The sequence below is a fragment of the Streptomyces sp. NPDC044003 genome (assembly GCF_056435185.1).
This window is the reverse complement of the sequence record NZ_JBWKFA010000005.1, coordinates 532421-550768: the sequence shown is the minus strand read 5'-3', so window position 1 is coordinate 550768 and position 18348 is coordinate 532421. Positions and strand designations below refer to the sequence as shown.

18 protein-coding genes are annotated in these 18348 nt (G+C 73.4%); 8 read left to right on the top strand and 10 right to left on the bottom strand.

What is annotated here, in order from left to right; genetic code table 11:
- The first annotated feature begins 68 nt into the window (after window positions 1–68).
- Window positions 69–479, top strand: a complete 411-nt coding sequence (locus tag AC07AW_RS23000) for a DUF6299 family protein (protein WP_478817320.1) — start codon at window positions 69–71, stop codon at window positions 477–479.
- A gap of 148 nt (window positions 480–627) precedes the next feature.
- Here the strand turns inward: AC07AW_RS23000 and AC07AW_RS22995 are convergent, their stop codons facing one another.
- Window positions 628–1107, bottom strand: coding sequence for a ribonuclease FAU-1 family protein (locus AC07AW_RS22995; protein ID WP_478817319.1), 480 nt, complete (start codon window positions 1105–1107; stop codon window positions 628–630).
- Entirely contained in the window at window positions 1088–2011 is a 924-nt protein-coding gene (locus AC07AW_RS22990) for an N-acetyltransferase family protein (protein WP_478817318.1), read from the bottom strand. Before AC07AW_RS22990 ends, AC07AW_RS22995 begins: the two co-directional genes overlap by 20 nt.
- 74 nt (window positions 2012–2085) lie before the next feature.
- On the opposite strand from AC07AW_RS22990, the gene AC07AW_RS22985 reads away from it, so the two are divergent.
- Entirely contained in the window at window positions 2086–2460 is a 375-nt protein-coding gene (locus tag AC07AW_RS22985; RefSeq protein ID WP_392154332.1) for a GntR family transcriptional regulator, read from the top strand.
- A gap of 12 nt (window positions 2461–2472) precedes the next feature.
- Here AC07AW_RS22985 and AC07AW_RS22980 read toward each other — a convergent pair whose 3' ends face one another.
- The gene (locus tag AC07AW_RS22980) at window positions 2473–3603 is read right to left on the bottom strand and encodes a DUF5925 domain-containing protein (RefSeq protein ID WP_478817317.1); all 1131 of its coding nucleotides are present in this window, start codon (window positions 3601–3603) and stop codon (window positions 2473–2475) included.
- A 180-nt stretch (window positions 3604–3783) separates the two neighbouring features.
- Here AC07AW_RS22980 and AC07AW_RS22975 point away from each other — a divergent pair, with 180 nt between their 5' ends.
- Window positions 3784–4590 carry an SGNH/GDSL hydrolase family protein gene (locus tag AC07AW_RS22975; protein ID WP_478817316.1) on the top strand — a complete coding sequence of 269 codons (807 nt, stop codon included), beginning with the start codon at window positions 3784–3786 and terminating at the stop codon, window positions 4588–4590.
- Here AC07AW_RS22975 and AC07AW_RS22970 read toward each other — a convergent pair.
- Window positions 4574–5518 (bottom strand): protein kinase domain-containing protein, encoded by a 945-nt coding sequence (locus AC07AW_RS22970; protein ID WP_478817315.1) that lies wholly within the window; start codon window positions 5516–5518, stop codon window positions 4574–4576. The genes AC07AW_RS22975 and AC07AW_RS22970 overlap by 17 nt on opposite strands.
- 321 nt (window positions 5519–5839) lie before the next feature.
- On the opposite strand from AC07AW_RS22970, the gene AC07AW_RS22965 reads away from it, so the two are divergent.
- Window positions 5840–6112, top strand: a complete 273-nt coding sequence (locus AC07AW_RS22965) for a hypothetical protein (RefSeq protein ID WP_478817314.1) — start codon at window positions 5840–5842, stop codon at window positions 6110–6112.
- Between the two features lie 262 nt (window positions 6113–6374).
- Here the strand turns inward: AC07AW_RS22965 and AC07AW_RS22960 are convergent, their stop codons facing one another.
- From AC07AW_RS22960 to AC07AW_RS22950, 3 genes are read right to left on the bottom strand one after another with little or no spacing between them, the layout of a single operon-like run.
- The gene (locus tag AC07AW_RS22960) at window positions 6375–7571 is read right to left on the bottom strand and encodes a CaiB/BaiF CoA transferase family protein (protein WP_478817313.1); all 1197 of its coding nucleotides are present in this window, start codon (window positions 7569–7571) and stop codon (window positions 6375–6377) included.
- Between the two features lie 49 nt (window positions 7572–7620).
- The gene (locus tag AC07AW_RS22955; protein ID WP_478817312.1) at window positions 7621–8397 is read right to left on the bottom strand and encodes an ABC transporter permease; all 777 of its coding nucleotides are present in this window, start codon (window positions 8395–8397) and stop codon (window positions 7621–7623) included.
- A complete protein-coding gene (locus tag AC07AW_RS22950) occupies window positions 8394–9332 on the bottom strand; it encodes an ATP-binding cassette domain-containing protein (RefSeq protein WP_478817311.1) in 939 nt (312 codons plus the stop codon). Before AC07AW_RS22950 ends, AC07AW_RS22955 begins: the two co-directional genes overlap by 4 nt.
- 63 nt (window positions 9333–9395) lie before the next feature.
- On the opposite strand from AC07AW_RS22950, the gene AC07AW_RS22945 reads away from it, so the two are divergent.
- Complete coding sequence (locus AC07AW_RS22945) at window positions 9396–10124, top strand: TetR/AcrR family transcriptional regulator (protein ID WP_478817310.1); 729 nt, start codon at window positions 9396–9398, stop codon at window positions 10122–10124.
- On the opposite strand, the gene AC07AW_RS22940 is transcribed toward AC07AW_RS22945, so the two are convergent.
- From AC07AW_RS22940 to hmgA, 3 genes are all read right to left on the bottom strand, one after another.
- Window positions 10111–11355 carry a type ISP restriction/modification enzyme gene (locus AC07AW_RS22940; RefSeq protein ID WP_478817309.1) on the bottom strand — a complete coding sequence of 415 codons (1245 nt, stop codon included), beginning with the start codon at window positions 11353–11355 and terminating at the stop codon, window positions 10111–10113. The two genes, AC07AW_RS22945 and AC07AW_RS22940, sit on opposite strands and share 14 nt — an antisense overlap.
- Before the next feature lie 189 nt (window positions 11356–11544).
- Window positions 11545–12294, bottom strand: a complete 750-nt coding sequence (locus AC07AW_RS22935; RefSeq protein ID WP_351190500.1) for a GntR family transcriptional regulator — start codon at window positions 12292–12294, stop codon at window positions 11545–11547.
- 40 nt (window positions 12295–12334) lie between these two features.
- Window positions 12335–13648, bottom strand: a complete 1314-nt coding sequence (gene hmgA / locus AC07AW_RS22930) for a homogentisate 1,2-dioxygenase (RefSeq protein ID WP_478817308.1) — start codon at window positions 13646–13648, stop codon at window positions 12335–12337.
- Window positions 13649–13811: 163 nt separating this feature from the next.
- Here hmgA and AC07AW_RS22925 point away from each other — a divergent pair, with 163 nt between their 5' ends.
- Genes AC07AW_RS22925 through AC07AW_RS22915 form a run of 3 tightly spaced genes read left to right on the top strand, consistent with a single transcriptional unit; the run spans window position 13812 to window position 18189 of the window.
- Window positions 13812–15914, top strand: coding sequence for a right-handed parallel beta-helix repeat-containing protein (locus AC07AW_RS22925; RefSeq protein ID WP_478817307.1), 2103 nt, complete (start codon window positions 13812–13814; stop codon window positions 15912–15914).
- Entirely contained in the window at window positions 15911–16888 is a 978-nt protein-coding gene (locus AC07AW_RS22920; RefSeq protein ID WP_478817306.1) for a hypothetical protein, read from the top strand. Before AC07AW_RS22925 ends, AC07AW_RS22920 begins: the two co-directional genes overlap by 4 nt.
- Entirely contained in the window at window positions 16885–18189 is a 1305-nt protein-coding gene (locus AC07AW_RS22915) for a hypothetical protein (RefSeq protein WP_478817305.1), read from the top strand. The genes AC07AW_RS22920 and AC07AW_RS22915 overlap by 4 nt, the downstream gene beginning before the upstream one ends.
- Window positions 18190–18348 lie beyond the last annotated feature (159 nt).

Below are 18348 nucleotides of genomic sequence, written 5' to 3'. Positions count from 1 at the left end.
GGTCGGCGGCCGGATCCGGTATCCCTGGCGGGCAGCAGCTTCCCCCCACCCCCGAAGGGACCCCGCCCATGCGCGTCCGCCTCGTCCTCGCCGCAGCGACCCTGCTCACCGCCGCCGTCGCCCCTCTCGCCCACGCGGGAGGGGCCGACGGCCTCACCGTCGACACGTACGGCACCCTCGCCGCCGACGCGACGGTCACCGTCTCCGGCACCTACCGCTGCCTCGACGACAGCGAAGGGCCCGTCTTCGTCAGCTCCACCCTCAAGCAGGGGAGCCGCTCCACCGGCATCGGCGGCACCCGCGCCGTCTGCGACGGACACCTCCACAGCTGGGCCAACAGCGCCGTCGTGAAGGACCCCGGCTACAAGCCGGGCGCCGCGCGGGTGGAGGCCACCCTCCTGCAGCTCACGGCCGGCGAGTCGGGCCTGCCGCTGCCCGGCTTCCTCGCCGCCGAGCAGGCGGACGTCGAACTGCGCTGACCGAGCAGCTCGATCGGGCGGACGTCGAACTGCGCTGACCGAGCAGTTCGATCGGGCGGATGTCGAACGGCGCTGACCGAGCAGTTCGATCGGGCGGATGTCGAACCGCGCTGACCGAGCAGTTCGATCGGGCGGACGTCGAACCGCGTCAACCCAGCAGGTCGATCAGGCCCTCCCGGCCGAGCACCTCCAGCTCGTCCAGGGCCACCACGGCACGGGCCGCCGCCTCCGGGTCGGAGGCGGCGAGACCGCTCGCCGCGAACTCGTCCTCGTCGAGCCGCAGCACCTCGCTGCCGTCCGCCGACACCCACAGGTCCAGGTCCAGGTCCTCGACGACCACCCCGGAACCGTCGATCACGGCAGGCCGGGTGATGTCGCAGTACCAGCCCTTCAGCGCCCCGTCGGCCGACCACACCTCCTTGACCGTGAACCAGCGGTCGCGCCAGTAGTGCTCCACGAAGACGTCACCCGGCTCGAACCGCACGAAGCCGAAGTCCCGCACCCCCTCGGCCGCCCACGGGGCGCGCACCGAGAGCCGGGCACCCTCCTCCGTCAGCACCTCGGCCGGGTAACGGATCTTCGTCCGGCCCGCCTTCGTCAGGGTGATCTCAACCGATCGTCCGGACATACCGCACCTCCGTCGCGCCGACTTCGTAACCGAACCACTTGTTGATCGCGAGCATCGGCCCGTTGCCGGCGTCGTTGCTCGTGAACGCCTCGACGCAGCCCGCGGCCCTCGCCCGGTGCAGCGAGGCGTTCTTGGCGAGCTTCGCGAGCCCGCGGCCCCGGAACGCGGGCGCGGTGCCGGTCATCCCGGAGGAGTACCGGCCCAGACCGTCGGACTGCGCCGCGCTGAACGCCGCCGGCACCCCGTCGACCACCGCGACCGTCGTCAGCGCCCGGTCGAGCAGTGGGTGGTCCCAGGTGGTCTCCCGCCAGTGCGCGTAGTCGTCCAGCTCCGTGCCGACATCGCTCGGCTCGTCCGCCGTCGTCACCGCGTCCAGCTCGAACAGCGGCCGGGGATCGGCCGCGAAGTCCTCCGCCGTGCGCAGCTCGACACCGGCCGGGAGGTCCTCCAGCGGCGGCAGCTCGGCCGTCGTCAGGTCGAGCCGGAGGAAGTGGGCGCTGCGGCTGGGCGCGTACCCCCGCCGCTCGGCCCACGCACGGTTCGCCGGCTCGTCCAGGACCCAGCTGTACAGCGTCCGCGCGCCCCGCTCGACGAGGTGCTCCTCGGCGGCGCGCAGCAGCAGCGTCCCCGCGCCGAGGCCCTGGTGTGCGGGGTCCACGTACACGTTGACGGAGCCGATCCCGGGCTCCGGAGCGTCGTGGGCGATCCTCAGCTGCACGGTCCCGATGATCACGTCGTCCTCGGTCACGGCGACGAGCGGGCGGGCGTGGCTGTCGGGGTGGGCGTGGGCCCAGTCGAAGGCGCACTGCTCGGCGGTGGCGAGCATGAAGGGCACAGCGGCCCGGCGTACCCGGGCGAAACCCTCGGCGTCCTGGGCCTGTACATCACGGACGATCACAGTCATGTGGTGGCACGCTACGGGCGCGGGACGCACCACCGCCTCCCATTTTCCGGTGGGGTGGGGGCAGAATCGGCGGGGTGACACTCACCATCGCCGTGGACCACGGATCCACCACCGCTCCCTACGAACAACTGCGAGCCCAGATCTCGGAGCGGGCCCGGTCGGGCAGACTGCCGGTCGGATACAAGCTGCCGACGGTACGAGGGCTCGCGGAGCAGCTGGGCCTCGCCGCGAACACGGTCGCCAAGGCGTACAAGGCCCTGGAGGCGGACGGAGTCATCGAGACGCGCGGGCGCCACGGCACCTTCGTCGCCGCCGCCGGTGACGCGGCGACCCGCCGTGCCGCCACCGCCGCCGCCCAGTTCGCGGAGGAGGCCCGCCGCCTGGGCCTCAGCCGCGAGGCCGCGGAGGCCGCGCTGAACGAGGCCCTGCGGGCGGCGTACGACAACTGACGGTCCCGCCCGTCAGAGATAGAGACCCGCCCCCGCCGTACGGGGCTCCGGGAGGTCCGCCGAGGGCGTGCCGCGGCGCAGCGCGAACAGCTCCGCCAGCGTCGCGCCCTCGCGCGGCACGTCCTCCTCGCGGCCGAGCCACTCCACCGACTCGGCCCGGCTCAGCGGCCCGACCTCGATCCGGGCCAGGCAGCGGCCCGGCCGGACCACGGCCGGGTGCAGGCGCTCCAGGTCCTCGTTGGTGGTGACCCCGACCAGGACGTTGCGCCCCTGGCCGAGCAGCCCGTCCGTCAGGTTGAGCAGCCGGGACAGGGCCTGCCCCGCGGTGTGCTTCGCCCCGCCGCGGATCAGCTCGTCGCAGTCCTCCAGGAGCAGCAGCCGCCAGCGCTCCTTCGAGGTGCCGTCGTCCTCGCCGATGGCGATGTCCATCAGATAGCCGATGTCGTTGAAGAGCCGCTCCGGGTCCAGTACGCAGTCGACCTGGCACCAGTCCTGCCACGCCCGGGCCAGCGTCCGCAGCGCCGAGGTCTTGCCCGTCCCCGGCGGGCCGTGGAGGAGCAGGAGCCGGCCGGCGATGTCCTCCGGGGTCACCTTCATCAGCCGGTCCATCGCGTCGGCCACCGGCGCCGAGTAGTTGGGCCGGACCTCCTCCCAGGTCCCGGCGCTGATCGGGCGGGTCATCCGGCGCGGGCCGCGCTGCGGAGCGACGTACCAGAAGCCCATCGTCACGTCCTCGGGCTCCGGTTCGGGCTCGTCCTTCGCCCCGTCCGTGGCCTCGGCGAGGATCCGCTCGGCCAGTTCCGGGTCGGTCGCGGTGACGGTCACGTCCGCGCGCCGGTTCCAGCGGGAGGAGAGGATCGTCCAGCCCTCGCCCTCGGCGAGGACCGAGCTGCGGTCGTCGTCCTTCGCGGCCCGCAGCACCCTGGCCCCCTCGGGGAGCAGGGTCGCGTCGGGCTTCGCCCGGTCCAGGGTGGTGCTGTGCGCGTGCGGTTGTTCCCCGGTCGCGAACCGGTCGAGGAACAGCGCGTCCAGGACGTCCCCGGGCGAGTCGCTGTCGTCGAGGTTGACGATGACGGGCAGCGACGTGGTCGTCGGCTGCCGTGGGGTGGACGGTACGGCGGGGGTGTCGGACATGACGCCCATGATCGGGCAAGCGACGGGGTGGCGCACCGGGTTTTGCGTGCGTCCCGGTTGGCCGGATATCGACGGTCTCTGACGGAGGATCAGCCGCTGTTCACCCTTACTTTTGACATGAACACTTCCGGCGAGGCGGATCCGATGCTACTACCTGGTAACGCAGAGATCCTGCTACAGGGAGGTTCCATGAGACTGTCCCGTTCTGTCGCCCTTTCGTCCTCGCTCCTCCTCGGTGCCGTCCTCGCCCTCACCGGGGCGGGCGCCGCCCAGGCCGCCGAGACCGCCGCACTCGACTACGTGGCCCTGGGGGACTCGTACTCCTCCGGTGTCGGATCCGGGAGTTACGACAGCGCCAGCGGCGACTGCAAGCGCTCCACGAAGGCGTATCCGGTCCTCTGGAAGAACGCGAACGCCCCCTCCTCGTTCGCCTTCACCGCCTGCTCGGGCGCCCGAACGGGTGATGTGACCGCGAATCAGCTCGGACCCCTCTCGGCCGCCACCGACCTGGTCTCCATCTCGATCGGGGGAAATGACGCCGGTTTCGCCGACGTCATGACGACCTGTGTGCTCCAGTCCGAGGCCACCTGTATCAACCGCGTGAATCAGGCCAAGGCCTACGTGGACTCCACGCTCCCCGGCAAGCTCGACTCCGTCTACAACGCCATCAGCAGCAAGGCGCCCGCCGCCCATGTCGTCGTCCTCGGCTACCCGCGCTTCTACCAGCTCGGCGGCAGCTGCATCGCCGGCCTGAGCGAGAACGAGCGCAGCGCCATCAACAACGCCTCCGACTACCTCAACGCGGCCACCGCCAAGCGCGCGGCCGACCACGGCTTCACCTTCGCCAGCGTCGTCCCCGCCTTCACCGGACACGAGATCTGCTCGGGCTCCGCCTGGCTGCACAGCGTCAACTGGCTCAACATCGGCGAGTCGTACCACCCGACCGCCGCCGGACAGTCCGGCGGCTACCTGCCCTCGCTCAACGGGGCGCTGTAGCCGTCCCGCCGGGTCCCGCCGGAGCGGTGCTCGTGACACCGCCCGGTCCCGGCCCGGTGTCCGGTCCCTCGTCCCGTACCGCCTGATACGTCAACGCACCCGCGATCAGCAGCGCCCCGACCAGCCCGGCCACCAGGACGGGTCCCCGGCGGGGCGCTGTGCGTGCCGGCCCCGACCGCCGGGAGGGCGCGGGCCGCGCTCCGGTGCCGGCGTCGTCGTCGCCCCGGTCCGTGCGGGCCGGGGCCGAAGCCTCCACCGGCGCCTCCCCGGTCCTCGGCGTACCGCCCGCCGCCACCCGGCGCAGCTCCCGCTCCACCTGATCGGCCGTCACGGCGAGCTCCTCGCCCGTCAGCTCGTCGACCACGGCCCCCAGCGGCCCGGACCGGTCGTCCGCCGCCGCCTCCAGGAGCGCCCCGATGCCGCGCAGCTCCGCCTCCGGGCCCCCGTCCTCGTCCGATGCGCCACCGAAGCCGGTGACCACGACCCGCCCGTCGTTCGCGAGCAGCACCTGTCGGGGCGTCACGCCCCGGTGCGGTACGCCCGCCTCCCGCGCGGCCCGCAGACCGGCGAGGACCTCGGCGCCGACGCGCGCGGCCTCCCGTGCGGACAGTGGGCCGGCCGCGTCGAGGGTCTCGGCGAGGGTGAGGCCGCGGACCAGTTCTGTCACGACCCAGGGCCGGCCGTCCTCGGTGACCACGCCGAGGACCCGTACGACGGAGGGGTGGGAGATCCGGGCGGCGGCCCGCGCCTCCCGCTCCCGCCGCGCGTGGAACAGGGGCACCTCGTCCGCCGGGAGTCCGGCCGGGGCGCGGAACTCCTTGAGCGCCACCTCGTGCCGGTCCGTCTCGTCCAGGGCACGCCAGACGGTGCCCGTCGCCCCCTCGGCGAGGACGTCGAGAAGCCGGTAACGACCCGCGATCACCGTCATGGATCCACGGTAGCCGAGCGGCGTCCGCACGGCTCCGGTCCTGCGCGCGTCCCTCCGCGGACGGTCCGGACGATCTTGGTGGTGGAGATCACACCCGTCCACGTGTCCGTGGATGACGGTCCGGAGTGCAGGATGGTTCGTGACGGTTCGGCAGGTGTTCGAGTGCTGTCCAACTCGCCCTGGAATCAGATGGATTCAGACAGTCACCGTCAACCCCCGTACGAGTGCGGTGAATCCCGCCGCCGGGATACACGGGTGTCACGATGGGGCGATAGGGTTAACCTGCCCGGGCCGGGTGCCCTTGTACGGGTGGGGAGTGACATGGAACAGATAGCAATGCGCAGCAGGCCGCGAGTGCCTGCCATCACCTGCGGGAGCAGCGCGACCAGTTCGCGACTCGACCGCCATCTCGCGGTGCTCGGCGGCCCCGCCGTGCCCCAGCGCGACGTGGCCGAGGCGACGCTGCTCATGCGGGAACTGACGACACGTACGCATGAGGCGCCGGTGCACGGTCACCGCAGCCGCAGCGCGCGGGTCTCGCTCTTCGCCCCGCTCCGCCGCCTGCGCCGCTCGCTCTTCGGCGCGCGCCGCTAGCCCGGACCTCCCGGCCGCCCGTACGGCCCCGACCACGACCCCGCCGGACGTGTCCCCGCCCGTCCGGCCTCCGTCGTACCCGGGTCTTCGCATGTACCGGGGCCTCCCGAGCGCCTGGGGCCTCCCGAGCACCCGGGACTTGCCACGTACCCGGGAGTGCCACGTACCTGGGACTTGCCCCGTACCTGGGACTTGCCCCGTACCTGGGACTTGCCCTGTACCCGGGACTTGCCACGTACCCGGAACGCCCGCCCGCGCCCCGTCAGGCGATCACCCCCGCGCTCCGCAGCTCCTTCACCTCCGCCTCCGGCACCCCGAGCTCGGCGAGCACCTCGTCCGTGTCCTGGCCGAGCGCCGGGATCCGGTCCATCCGGGGTTCCGGCGCGTCCGGGAACACGATCGGCGGCAGCAGCGAACGCAGCGGCCCCACCGGCGACTCCACCGCCCGCCAGCGGTCACGGGCCGTCAGCTGGGGGTGGTCCGCGAGCTCCGCGACCGAGTTGAGCCGCGCGCAGGCGATGCCGGCCGCGTCCAGGCGGGCCAGCGCCTCGCCCGTCGTCAGCGGGGCGAGCGCCGCCGCGACCACCGCGTCCGTCGCCCCGCGCCCCGCCACCCGCGCCGTGTTCGTCGCGAACTCCGGGGCCTCGGCGAGCTCGGGCCGGCCGAGGACCTGTTCGGCGAGCCGCCGCCACTCCCGGTCGTTCTGCACGGAGAGCAGGACCAGACCGCCGTCCGCCGTCGGATAGGCGTCGTACGGGGCGATCACCGCGTGCGCGAGCCCCGTGCGCGCCGGGGAAGTGCCCCCGTGCATCCCGTGGTGCAGCGGATGCCCCATCCACTCGGCCAGCGAGTCGAGCAGGGAGACCTCCACCGGACCGCCCCGGCCGGTCGTGCCGCGCCGGACGAGGGCGGCGAGGACGCCGGAGAAGGCGTACATCCCGGCCGCGATGTCGGCGGCCGGGATCCCCGACTTGACGGGCTGCTCGGGCGTGCCGGTCACCGAGACGAGACCCGCCTCGCACTGGACGAGCATGTCGTACGCCCGCTTGTGCGCGTACGGTCCTTCCGCCCCGTACCCCGAGACGTCCACCGCGATCAGCCACGGGTGCGCGGCGCACAGGGTGGCGGCGTCGAGGCCGAGGCGGGCCGCCGCGCCCTGCGCCAGGTTCTGCACGAAGACGTCGGCGCCGGCCACCATCTTCCGGACGAGCGCCAGGCCCCGGGGGTCCTTGAGGTCGACCGCCACCGACTCCTTGCCGCGGTTGCACCACACGAAGTGGGAGGCGAGGCCCCGGGCGGCGGTGTCGTACCCCCGGGCGAAGTCCCCGCCGTCGGGGCGCTCGATCTTGACGACCCGGGCGCCGAGGTCGGCGAGCTGGCGGGTGGCGAAGGGCGCGGCGACGGCCTGCTCGACGGCGACGACCGTGACCCCGGCGAGGGGGAGTGGCTGGGTGCTCATGACCGTCCTGCCTACCGTGCCCGGCCGGTCCTTGTCATCAGGGGGTGCGTCACCCCCGGGCGTATCTGCGCACCGCGAGCGGGGCGAAGACGGCGACGAGGCCGAGGGACCAGAGCAGGGCGCCCGCGACGGGGTGGGCCACCGGCCAGGCCGCGTCCGCCGGGACGGGCGCGTTGCCGAAGAGCTCGCGGACCGCCGTGGTGACCGCCGAGATGGGGTTCCACTCGGCGACCGTCCGCAGCCAGGCGGGCATGCCGTCGGTGGGGATGTACGCGTTGGAGAGCAGCGGCAGCATGAACGTGGCGCTGCCCAGCTGCCCGGCCGCCTCCTCGCTCTTCGAGGCCAGGCCGAGCAGGATGCCGACCCAGGTCGTCGCGAAGCGGAAGAGGAGCAGCAGGCCGAAGGCGCCCAGGGCCTCGGGGAGCGTGCCCTCGATCCGCCAGCCCATGGCGAGGCCGACCAGGATCAGCGGGATCGTGCCGACGGCGCTCGCGAGGAGGTCGGCGAGGGCCTGCCCGAGGGGGACGGCGGCGCGGCTCACGGGCATGGTCCGGAAGCGGTCCATGACGCCGCGGTGCGAGTCCTGCGCGGCCTGGAACATGCCCGTCATCAGGCCGCCCGCCGCCGTCGCCACGAGCATGCCGGGCACCAGGAAGGCCCGGTACTCGGCGCCGGGCGCGGCGAGCGCGCTGCCGAAGACGTATCCGAAGAAGAGCAGGAAGACGATCGGCATCGTCTGCGTCATGACGGTGATCGCGGGCGCGTGCCGGATCCGGTGGAGGTGGCGGCCGAGGACGGCGGTCCCGTCGTGCACGAGGGCGCTCACGCGACGAGCTCCTTCCGGTCGGTGAGGCGCAGGAACACCTCGTCGAGGGTGGGGGGACGCAGGGAGGCGTCGACGATGTGGACCCCGGCGGCGTCGATCTCGCGGACGATCCGGGGGAGGGTGAGCGTGGTGTCCGTGGTCACCGCGCCGACCGTGCGCCGCTCGGCGTCCAGGGCCGGCGCCGAACCGGTCAGCTGGTCGAGGACGGCGGCGGCCGCTTCGAGGGCGGACGGGTCGGCGACGACGACCTCGGCGTAGCTGCCGACGAGCGCCTTCAGTTCGGCCGGGGTGCCGCGCTGCGCGGCCCTTCCCTCGTCGATCAGCACGATGTCGTCGGCGAGCTGGTCGGCCTCCTCCAGGTACTGGGTGGTCAGCAGCACGGTCGTGCCCTGGCCGGCCAACTCCCGTACGGCGTCCCAGATCCCGTTGCGGCTGTGCGGGTCGAGTCCGGTCGTGGGCTCGTCGAGGAAGAGCACCCGCGGCGGCACGAGCAGGCTCGCGGCCAGGTCGAGGCGGCGCCGCATGCCGCCGGAGTAGGTGCGGGCGGGCCGTCCGGCAGCCGCGCTCAGGCCGAAGCGCTCCAGGAGCTCGTCGGCGCGGGAGCGCGGGGCGCGCAGGAGCCGGGCGAAGAGCCGCAGGTTCTCGGCGCCGGTGAGGTCGCCGTCGACGGAGGCGTACTGCCCGGTGACCGCGATCCGCTTCCGTACCCCCGCCGGGTCGCGCACCACGTCGTGGCCCGCGACCAGGGCGCTGCCCGCGTCGGGCCTGACCAGGGTGGTGAGGACGCGGACGGCGGTGGTCTTGCCGGCGCCGTTGGGGCCGAGGACACCGCAGACGGTGCCCTCGGGGACGGCGAGGTCGAGGCCGCGGAGGGCGTGGACGTCGCCGTAACGCTTCCGCAGACCTTCACTAAGTACAGCGTACGTAGTAGGCATGGCGCGACCATACCCCACTACGTACGGCGTACGTAACTACGATGGAGGGCGAGGTGATGATCCATGGCGGGCCGAGCGGCCGAACCGGAAGTGATCTGGGCGCGGCCCGAGCGCGCGGGCCGCGGCCCCAAACCGGCCTACAGCCGGCGGGACATCGTGGCCGCGGCCGTCCGCATCGCCGACGCCGACGGCATCGACGCGGTCTCCATGCGCCGCGTCGCCGCCGAACTCGGCTGCGGCACCATGTCGCTCTACAACTACGTCCCCCGCAAGGAGGACCTGTACGAGCTGATGGTCGACGCGGTCAGCGGCGAGTACGAGCTCCCCGAGGAGCCCAGCGGCGACTGGCGCGCCGACATGACCGCGATCGCCCACCAGAGCCGCGCGATCATGTACCGCCACCCCTGGCTCGCCAGGGTGATGACCACCGCCTACGGCTTCAGCCCCAACGCCCTGCGCTTCCTGGAGTGGTGCCTCGGCTGCCTCGCCCCCCTGGACCGGCCCGCCGGACTCAAGATGCAGCTGATCGCCATGGTCAACGGCACGGTCATGGCGACCGTCGCCAACGAGCAGGCCATCGCCGAACGAGCCCGCGGACTGCCCTGGTCCGAGGCGGAGGAACAGGCGGTGCGCGGCGCCTACCTCATGGGACAGGTGGCGAGCGGCCGGTACCCGCACCTCGCGGCACTGCTCGCGGGGGCCCCCGCGGCCCCCGTCGACGCGGACGAGATCTTCGCGATGACCATCGCCCGGCTCCTGGAGTCCTTCGCGCCCCCGGTCACAGGAGCATGAACTGGCCCTCCGGGCCCTCCTCCTGATGGTCCAGGACGGAGGCGGGACGACGGGACCAGGACGGCGCGGGAAGGACTCCGGCCGCGTCGAGCTCCGCCCTCCCGATGCCTCCGGCGGCCGGCCCCGCGGGGGTCGGGGTCGTCCGCCCGGCAAGCTCGGCCCGTTCCGGCTCCCGCGCCCCGAGGAGGGCGAGCACCGTGACCAGGTCCAGCAGCTCCGAGGTCCACTCCTGCGGCCAGGCGGCCGGCCCGATCGCCTCCAGGGAGCCCGGCTCCGCCGGGGCCGTCCGGTGCGCGAACCACTGCTCCAGGACCCGCACCCCGCCGACCCGGTACTCCCAGGCCTCCGCCGGTACCGGGGAGATCCGGCCCTCGCCGAGAGCGAGAGTCTCGCCCTCGGAGTCGTACGAGATCGTCGTCGGCCGCGCCGGGACCGCCGCCCGCACATAGGGCCGGCGCCCGCCCGGCAGCCGGGGCCTCGTCCCGCTCAGGGCGCCGCGCAGCTGCACATCGGCGAGCTCCCGGCCCAGCGCCACGCCCGCCGCCCACACCTCCGGGTCCGCGGTGAGCGGGACACGGCAGCCGGCGGGGGAGGGGAGGGCCGCGGCCACCGTCCACGCCAGCCAGTCATGGGCGTCGACCTCGCACCCGTACCGCTTCCCGAGGAAGTCCAGGAGGCCGGGCGCGAGATTGGGCTCCCGGCCGCCGGGGCGCCGGAACAGCGGCCGGATGCGGCCCGGCCGGCCCGCGGGCGAACGGCCCTCCGGCAGCGCCGCCGTCACCAGGAGCGCGGGTCCCGCCGCCCCCGGCACGTACCCCTGCTCGACGGCGAAGAGCTGCGGCTCCCCGGAGACCCGCCACAGTTCCGGGCGGGCGGTGTCGATCAGCCGGTGGTCCGGCAGCAGCCACTGCTCGTCGAACGGCCCGTGCGCCACCCGCACCGGCTCCGGGCACGGCCCCGACTCACGCGCGAACCGCGTGGTGCCGGTCCGCTGCCCGGGCAGCGCGCCCACCGCGCTCGCCTGGGTCCGCGCCCGGCTCGGCCGGAACAGCGCCTCCCGCTCGGCCCCCTCGGCGGCCACGAGCCGGTCCCAGCGGGTCCGCAGGGTGCGGGCGTCGGGGGCGACGATCCAGGACCGCCCGAACCGCAGCGGGGCCACGGACCACGGCATCAGCTCGTCGAGGAGCGGCGGGACGTCTTCGGCTCGGGGGGCTTCCGTCACGCCCCGCATGCTAATGAGGGCTGTCCGTACGGGGCCAGAGCGGGTGGGGCCGTCAGTGGCGGTGCCCGCCCGGAGGTTTCGCACGCCGCCTCGGTCGGGATCAGGTCCGCCGGCAGGCGGTGGTACGGGTCGGGATCCCGCTCGCAGTCCGTCCCGGCCGCGAGCGCCGCCCGGTCGGCGTCCTGCCCCCGGAGGTGCTCAGTGCGCTTCCACCGTGACCGTGAAGGAGAAGCGGTCGCCGCGGTAGCGGATGCGGGCCACGTCGACGACCCGGCCGTCCTCGTCGTACGTCACGCCCGTGTAGTGGAGGATCGGGGAGAGCAGCGGGACCTGGAGCAGCCCCGCCGTCTCCGGGTCCGCGAGACGGGCCTCCACCGTGTCCGTGATGCGGCTGATCCGCACCCCGACCACGTCCCGCAGCACCTTCGTCATCGGCCAGCGCTCCAGATCGGCCGGGTCGATCGCGGCGGCGAGCTCGGGCCGCACCGCGTTCTCCGCCCAGTTCGTCGGCTCGCCGCTCTCCCCGTCGCTGCGCAGCCGGCGGTACGCCACGACCTCCGGCACGTCGGGGAAGTACTCCGCGAGCTCCCCGGGCACCGGCTCCGTGCCGTGCCCGAGGACCGTCGTCCGCTCGCCCGACTGCTGGGCCACGATCGCGTCGATCGAGCCGAGCAGCCGGCGCGGGGTGGACCGCCGCGCGCCCGGCTCGATGAAGGTGCCGCGCCGCCGGTGCCGGCTGATCAGGCCCTCCTCCTCCAGTTCCTTGAGGGCCTGGCGCATGGTCAGCACGCTCACGCCGTAGTGGGCGGCGAGCTGCTCCTCGGTGGGCAGCCGCAGCGAGGCGTCGGGCGTGCGGCCCAGTATCGAGGCGCGCAGCGACTGCGAGACCTGATACCAGAGCGGCAGCTTGCGGTTCAGGACCAGCGAGTCGGGAGCGAAGGCGGTCACGGGTTCTCCGTACGAAGGCTACGGGCTTACGGCCGTGACATTACGGCCGGAAGTGGCGCTCAAGACCCTGCCATACGTCGTCGTATCCCTTCTGCAGGTGGTCGGCGGTCGCGGCCTGCGGGGTCGCGGTCACCGGCCAGCGGGTCTCGAACATGAAGGCCAGGCCGTCGTCGATCTTCTGCGGCTTCAGCTCGGCGGCGCTCGCCTTGTCGAAGGTCTCCCGGTCGGGGCCGTGCGCGGACATCATGTTGTGGAGCGAGCCGCCGCCCGGCACGAAGCCCTCCGCTTTGGCGTCGTAGGCGCCTTCGATGAGGCCCATGTACTCGCTCATCACGTTCCGGTGGAAGTACGGCGGGCGGAAGGTGTCCTCGCCGACCAGCCAGCGCGGGGCGAAGACGACGAAGTCGACGCCCGCGAGCCCCGGGGTGTCGGAGGGCGAGGTGAGGACCGTGAAGATCGACGGGTCCGGGTGGTCGTACGAGATGGTGCCGATGACGTTGAAACGGCGCAGGTCGTAGACGTACGGGGTGTGGTTGCCGTGCCAGGCGACGACGTCGAGCGGCGAGTGGCCGTACATCGCCGACCAGAGGTTGCCGCAGTACTTGTTGATCACCTCGACCGGGCCCTCGACGTCCTCGTAGGCGGCAACCGGGGCGCGGAAGTCACGCGCGTTGGCGAGACCGTTGGCGCCGATCGGGCCGAGGTCCGGGAGCTGGAAGGGGGCGCCGTAGTTCTCGCAGACGTAGCCGCGGGCCGTCTCGTCCAGGAGCTCGACGCGGAAACGGACGCCGCGCGGGATCAGCGCCACCTCGCCCGGGTGGGCGGCGAGCAGGCCCAGCTCGGTGCGGAGGAGGAGGCCGCCGCGCTCCGGGACGATCAGCAGCTCGCCGTCGGCGTCGCCGAAGACCCGCTCCATGGAGGCGTTGGCGTGGTAGAGGTGCACGGCCATGCCGGTCCGCTGGGTCGCGTCGCCGTTGCCGCCGAGGGTCCACAGACCGGCCAGCCAGTCGGTGCCCGGGGCCGGCTCGGGCAGCGGGTTCCAGCGCAGCCGGTTGGGGTCGGGCACGGTCTCGGTGAAGGGGGCACCGACGAGGGCGCCGTTGTCGATCCGGGTGAACGGCGGGTGCGCGGCCGAGGGACGGATCCGGTAGAGCCAGGAGCGGCGGTTGTGGGACCGCGGCTCGGTGAAGGCGCTGCCGCTGAGCTGCTCGGCGTAGAGGCCGAGGGGGGCGCGCTGCGGCGAGTTACGGCCGTCCGGCAGTGCGCCGGGGACCGCCTCCGAGCTGTGCTCGTTGCCGAAACCGGTGCTGTAGGTGAGCGCCTCGGCCGTCTTCCTGGCCTGCTCCGTGGTCATCGCCCGCTCCTGTCCTGAGCCCCTGTTCCGAGGCCGCAAGGGAATCCTATGGATGACCGTAGGATTCCGCGCGTCCTACGTCAACGGGGCATCGATCCCGGCCGGCGGTTTGGTGCGTGCACGAGGGGTCCAAAAAGATGAACAATCCTCTACTCTCACGCGCATGTCGTGGACCTCGTGGACCCGAAGATTCGTCTCCGTGCTCTCGGTCGTGCTCGTGGCGCTTGCCGCGGCCCTGTTCACCGCTCCTCTCGCCCAGGCCCACGAGGAACGGCCCGTCACCCTCCCCGACGGATCCGGCACCGTGCCGGAACTCCGCACCGGCGAACCCGACCTCCTCGTCTGCAAGACCGACCGGGCCGACTTCGCACGCCGGATCTCCGGCTTCCCGGCCGCCCTCAAGGCCCGTAACCTCGCCCTCTTCGCGCGCTGCGCCGGAAGCGGCTACCGCCACCTCCAGCAGGCCGTCGATGCCGTCGACCGCCCCGGCATGACCATCGCGATCCTCCCCGGCCTCTACGAGGAGGAGCCCTCCCTGCCGCGGCCCACCGGTGCCTGCGCCACGCTCAAGGCCCCGAACTCCGCACTCGGCTACCAGATCCTCAGCTACGCCCAGCAGCGGCAGTGCCCGCACAACCAGAACCTGGTCGCGATCCTCGGCAAGAAGAACCTCCAGATCGAAGGCACCGGCGCCTCCCGCCTCGACGTCGTCGTCGACGCCAAGTACCAGAAGCTCAACGCGATCCGCGCCGACGGCTCCGACGGCGTCTACTTCCGCAACTTCACCGCCCAGCGCACCACCTTCAACTCCCTGTACGTCCTCGCCGCCGACGGCTTCGTCATCGACGACGTCCTCACCCGTTGGAACGACGAGTACGGCTTCCTGACCTTCGCCTCCGACCACGGCCTCTACAAGAACTGCGAGTCCTACGGGAACGGCGACTCCGGCATCTACCCCGGCTCGGCCTCGAACATCAACGACGGATACGGCTACGACGTCCCCCGCTACTCCATCGAGATCACCGGCTGCCGCAGCCACCACAACATGGTCGGCTACTCCGGCACCGCCGGGGACTCCGTCCACATCCACGACAACGAGTTCGACCACAACATGGGCGGCGCCTCCATGGACTCCGCCTTCCCCGGCCACCCCGGACTCCCGCAGAACCACGCCCGCTTCGAACGCAACCTGATCCACGACAACAACCAGAACTACTACCCGTACGTCGCCGACGGCACCTGCGCCAAGCCGCCCGTCGACCGTGGCTACGAACAGGGCGTCGTCTGCCCCCAGATCTCCATGCCGCCCGGCACCGGCATCATCACCGCGGGCGGCAACTGGAACCTCTACGAGAACAACTGGGTCTACGGCCACCAGCGCGCCGCCTTCTTCCTCAGCGCCGTCCCCGCCTTCATCCGCGGCGAGTCCGCCTGGGGCAAGCAGACCGACACCTCCCACCACAACCGCTACGCCGGCAACCACCTCGGCGTCGACAAGGCCGGCAACGCCCGCCCCAACCGCAGCGACGTCTGGTGGGACGGCCAGGGCGACGGCAACTGCTGGCAGTCCGACGCCGGCGCCGCCACCCCCGGCGCCCCGCCCGGCTGCGGAGCCCGCCGCGGCGAGGTCTCCGGCAACACCGACCGGCTCGTCGGCGAACCCGTCAAACTCGCCCAGCTCCTCGTCTGCGCCGACTACAACGTCCAGGCCCGCCGCCTCCCGGCCGGCTGCGACTGGTACGGCGCCCGGGGCCTCCAGCGCGTCGAGACCCAGCTCGCCCTCGGCACCGCCCTGGTCCTCGCCCTCGCCGGCGGCGCCCTCTGGTGGCGCCGACTGCGCGGCAACCGCCTCGCCGGCGCGGCCACCCTCCTCGGCCTCGTGGGCCTCGCCCTCGACGTCGCCGGCTCCACCCTCGCCCTCACCCCCACCGCCCTCCCCGCCGTCGCGCTCCTCCTCATGGGCGCCTGGTGGACCCTCGTCGGCCTCGCCCTGCGCCCCACCCGTCCCGTCCTCGCCTGGACCACGGTGGCCCTGGGCGCCCTCACCCTGCTCGACGCCTTCGACAAGGCGGTCCTCATGGTCCCGGGCATCCCCGTGAGCCCCGCCTGGCTCCGCCTCCTGCTCGGCGTCGTCTGGGTGCTGTGGGCAGTGATCGCATCGGGCACCCGCCCCGCCCGCCCCGACCGTCCCGCCTCCACCACCGAGCCTTCGGCCGACCGCGGGACCGAGCCCCCGACCGAAAGCCCGGAAGCGGTGACGCCATGAGGCCACCACGCGGCACCGCCCGCCTGGTGGCGGCCCGCCCCGCTGCCGCCCCTCCGGCCACCGCGCGCCAGGCCATCACACGCGCGGCCACCGCCCCTCCGGCCACCGCCCCTCCGGCCACCGGCCGCCTGGCGACCGGCCGCCCGGCGACCCCACGTCAGTCCACCGCCCGCCTCGCCGCCGCCCCTCTGGTCGCCGCCGTGACCGCCGTCGTGCTGCTCCTCGCCGGCTGCGGCGGCCGGGCCACCACCCACCACAGGCCCGGCACCAGCCACCAGGAGGCCACCGGCAGCAGCGGCGCCCTGCTCCCCGCCCGGGACGAGGGCGGACACCAGCTCCGTGAACTCCCCGCGGCGGACGCGCCCACCGTCAGTGTCGAGGCCCGCCCCGACCCCGAGGGCGGTTGGAACGTCCACCTCACGGTGGAGAGGTTCCGCTTCACCCCGGAGAGCACCGGCGGCGCGGCCCTCCCGGGCCGGGGCCACGCCCGCCTCCTCGTCGACGGCCGGGAGGCCGCCCGCCTGTACGGCCCCTGGGGCTACGTGCCGCCCGGCGCCCACACCCTGACCGTCCGGCTCCACGCGGACGACCACACCGTCTGGGCCGTCGCCGGCGCCCCCGTCCAGGCCACGGTCCGCCTCGACGGAACCCCCGCCGCCACCTCCCCTTCCGCTTCCGCCTCCGCGCCGCCGAGCCCCCGGCCCACCGACCCCGGCCGGACCGTCACCCTCACCATCACCGGAACGACCGTCCAACCACCTCCCTCCCGCATCGAGTTGAAGAAGGGCGAGCGCCTCACCCTCCGTGTCACCAGCGACCGCGCCGACACCCTCCACGTGCACGGCTACGACCGCGAACTCCCCCTCCCTCCCGGCATGCCCGCGACCCTCACCCTCACCGCGGACCGCACCGGACTCTTCGAGGTCGAGACCCACGAGTCCGGACTCGTGCTGACCCAACTCGTCGTCCGATGACCACCCCCCTCACGGCCGATGCCCACGCCGGCCCCCTCGGGCTCCCGCTCGCCCACGGCGTGGGCTCCCGGCACGACCTCCCCCTCTCTCCCTTCTACGCCTACGCCGGCGCCTTCACCGCCCTGCTCGTCTCCTTCCTCGCCCTCGGACTGCTCTGGTCCTCCTCCCGCTTCCGCGGCGACCTCTCCGGCCGCCCGCTCCCCGCCGCCCTCCAGCGGGTGGCCGACGCCCCGGCCACCCGAACCGCCCTCCGCCTCCTCGGCGCCGCCGTCACCCTCTTCTTCCTTCTCCACCTCCTCCTCGGCCCCGACGACCCCGACCGCAATCCCGCGCCCGGCGCCCTCTACGTCCTCCTCTGGGTCGGACTCGTCCCCGCCTCCCTCCTCCTCGGCCCCGTCTGGCGCCTCCTCAACCCCCTGCGCGCCCTCCACTCCCTCCACCCGCCCAGGAACCCCCGCCCACTGCCCGCCACCCTCGGCATCCGGCCCGCCGCCGCGGGACTCCTCCTCTTCACCTGGCTGGAGCTCGTCGCCCCCGACAACGCCTCCACCACCACCCTCCTGATCGCCCTCGCCGCCCACACCGCCGTCCACCTCGTGGGCGCCGCCCGCCACGGCGACCGGTGGTTCGCCCACGCCGACCCCTTCGAGGTCTACTCCTCCCTTCTCGCCCGGCTCTCACCCCTCGGCCGCCGCGCCGACGGCCGGCTGGTCCTGCGCTCCCCCTTCCACGGCCTCGACTCCACCCCGCAGACCCCCGGCCTCGTCGCCACCGTCTGCGTCCTCCTCGGCTCCACCGCCTACGACGGCCTCTCCGACAACCCCCGCTGGATCACCACCCTCCAGACCTCCTCCCTCGGCCCCGTCCCCACCGCCACACTCGGCCTCCTCGCCTCCGTCGCCCTCGCCGCCGCCTGCTACGGGCTCTGCGCCGGCGCCCTGCGCCTGATGAACCCCGGACTCACCACTCCGCTCACCTCCTTCGCCCACTCGCTCCTGCCCATCGCCCTCGGCTATCTCGTGGCCCACTACTTCTCACTTCTCGTGATCGAAGGGCCACGTACAGTCATCTTGGCAGGGGGCACTGACAACGCCCCCTCGCCCGCTCCACCACTGGGTCCCGGGGGCCTCGCCACCCTCCAGGTCGCCGCGATCGTCACCGGTCACGTCCTCGGTGTCGTCGCCGCGCACGACCGGTCCGTGCGCCTCTTCCCGCCCGCCCGGGCCATCGCCGGCCAACTCCCGCTGTTCGTGCTGATGATCGCGTACACCCTCGGCGGCATCGGCCTGCTGATCGCCTGACCTCCGGGTCGCCCGACCACTGGATCGACCGACCGCCAGATCGACGGCTTCCAGATCGACCGGCTTCCAGAGCGCCTGACCTCCAGCGCGCCTGACCTCCAGCGCGTCCGACCTCCAGATCGTCCGACCTCCCGACCGACTGATCGCCTCGACCGGACC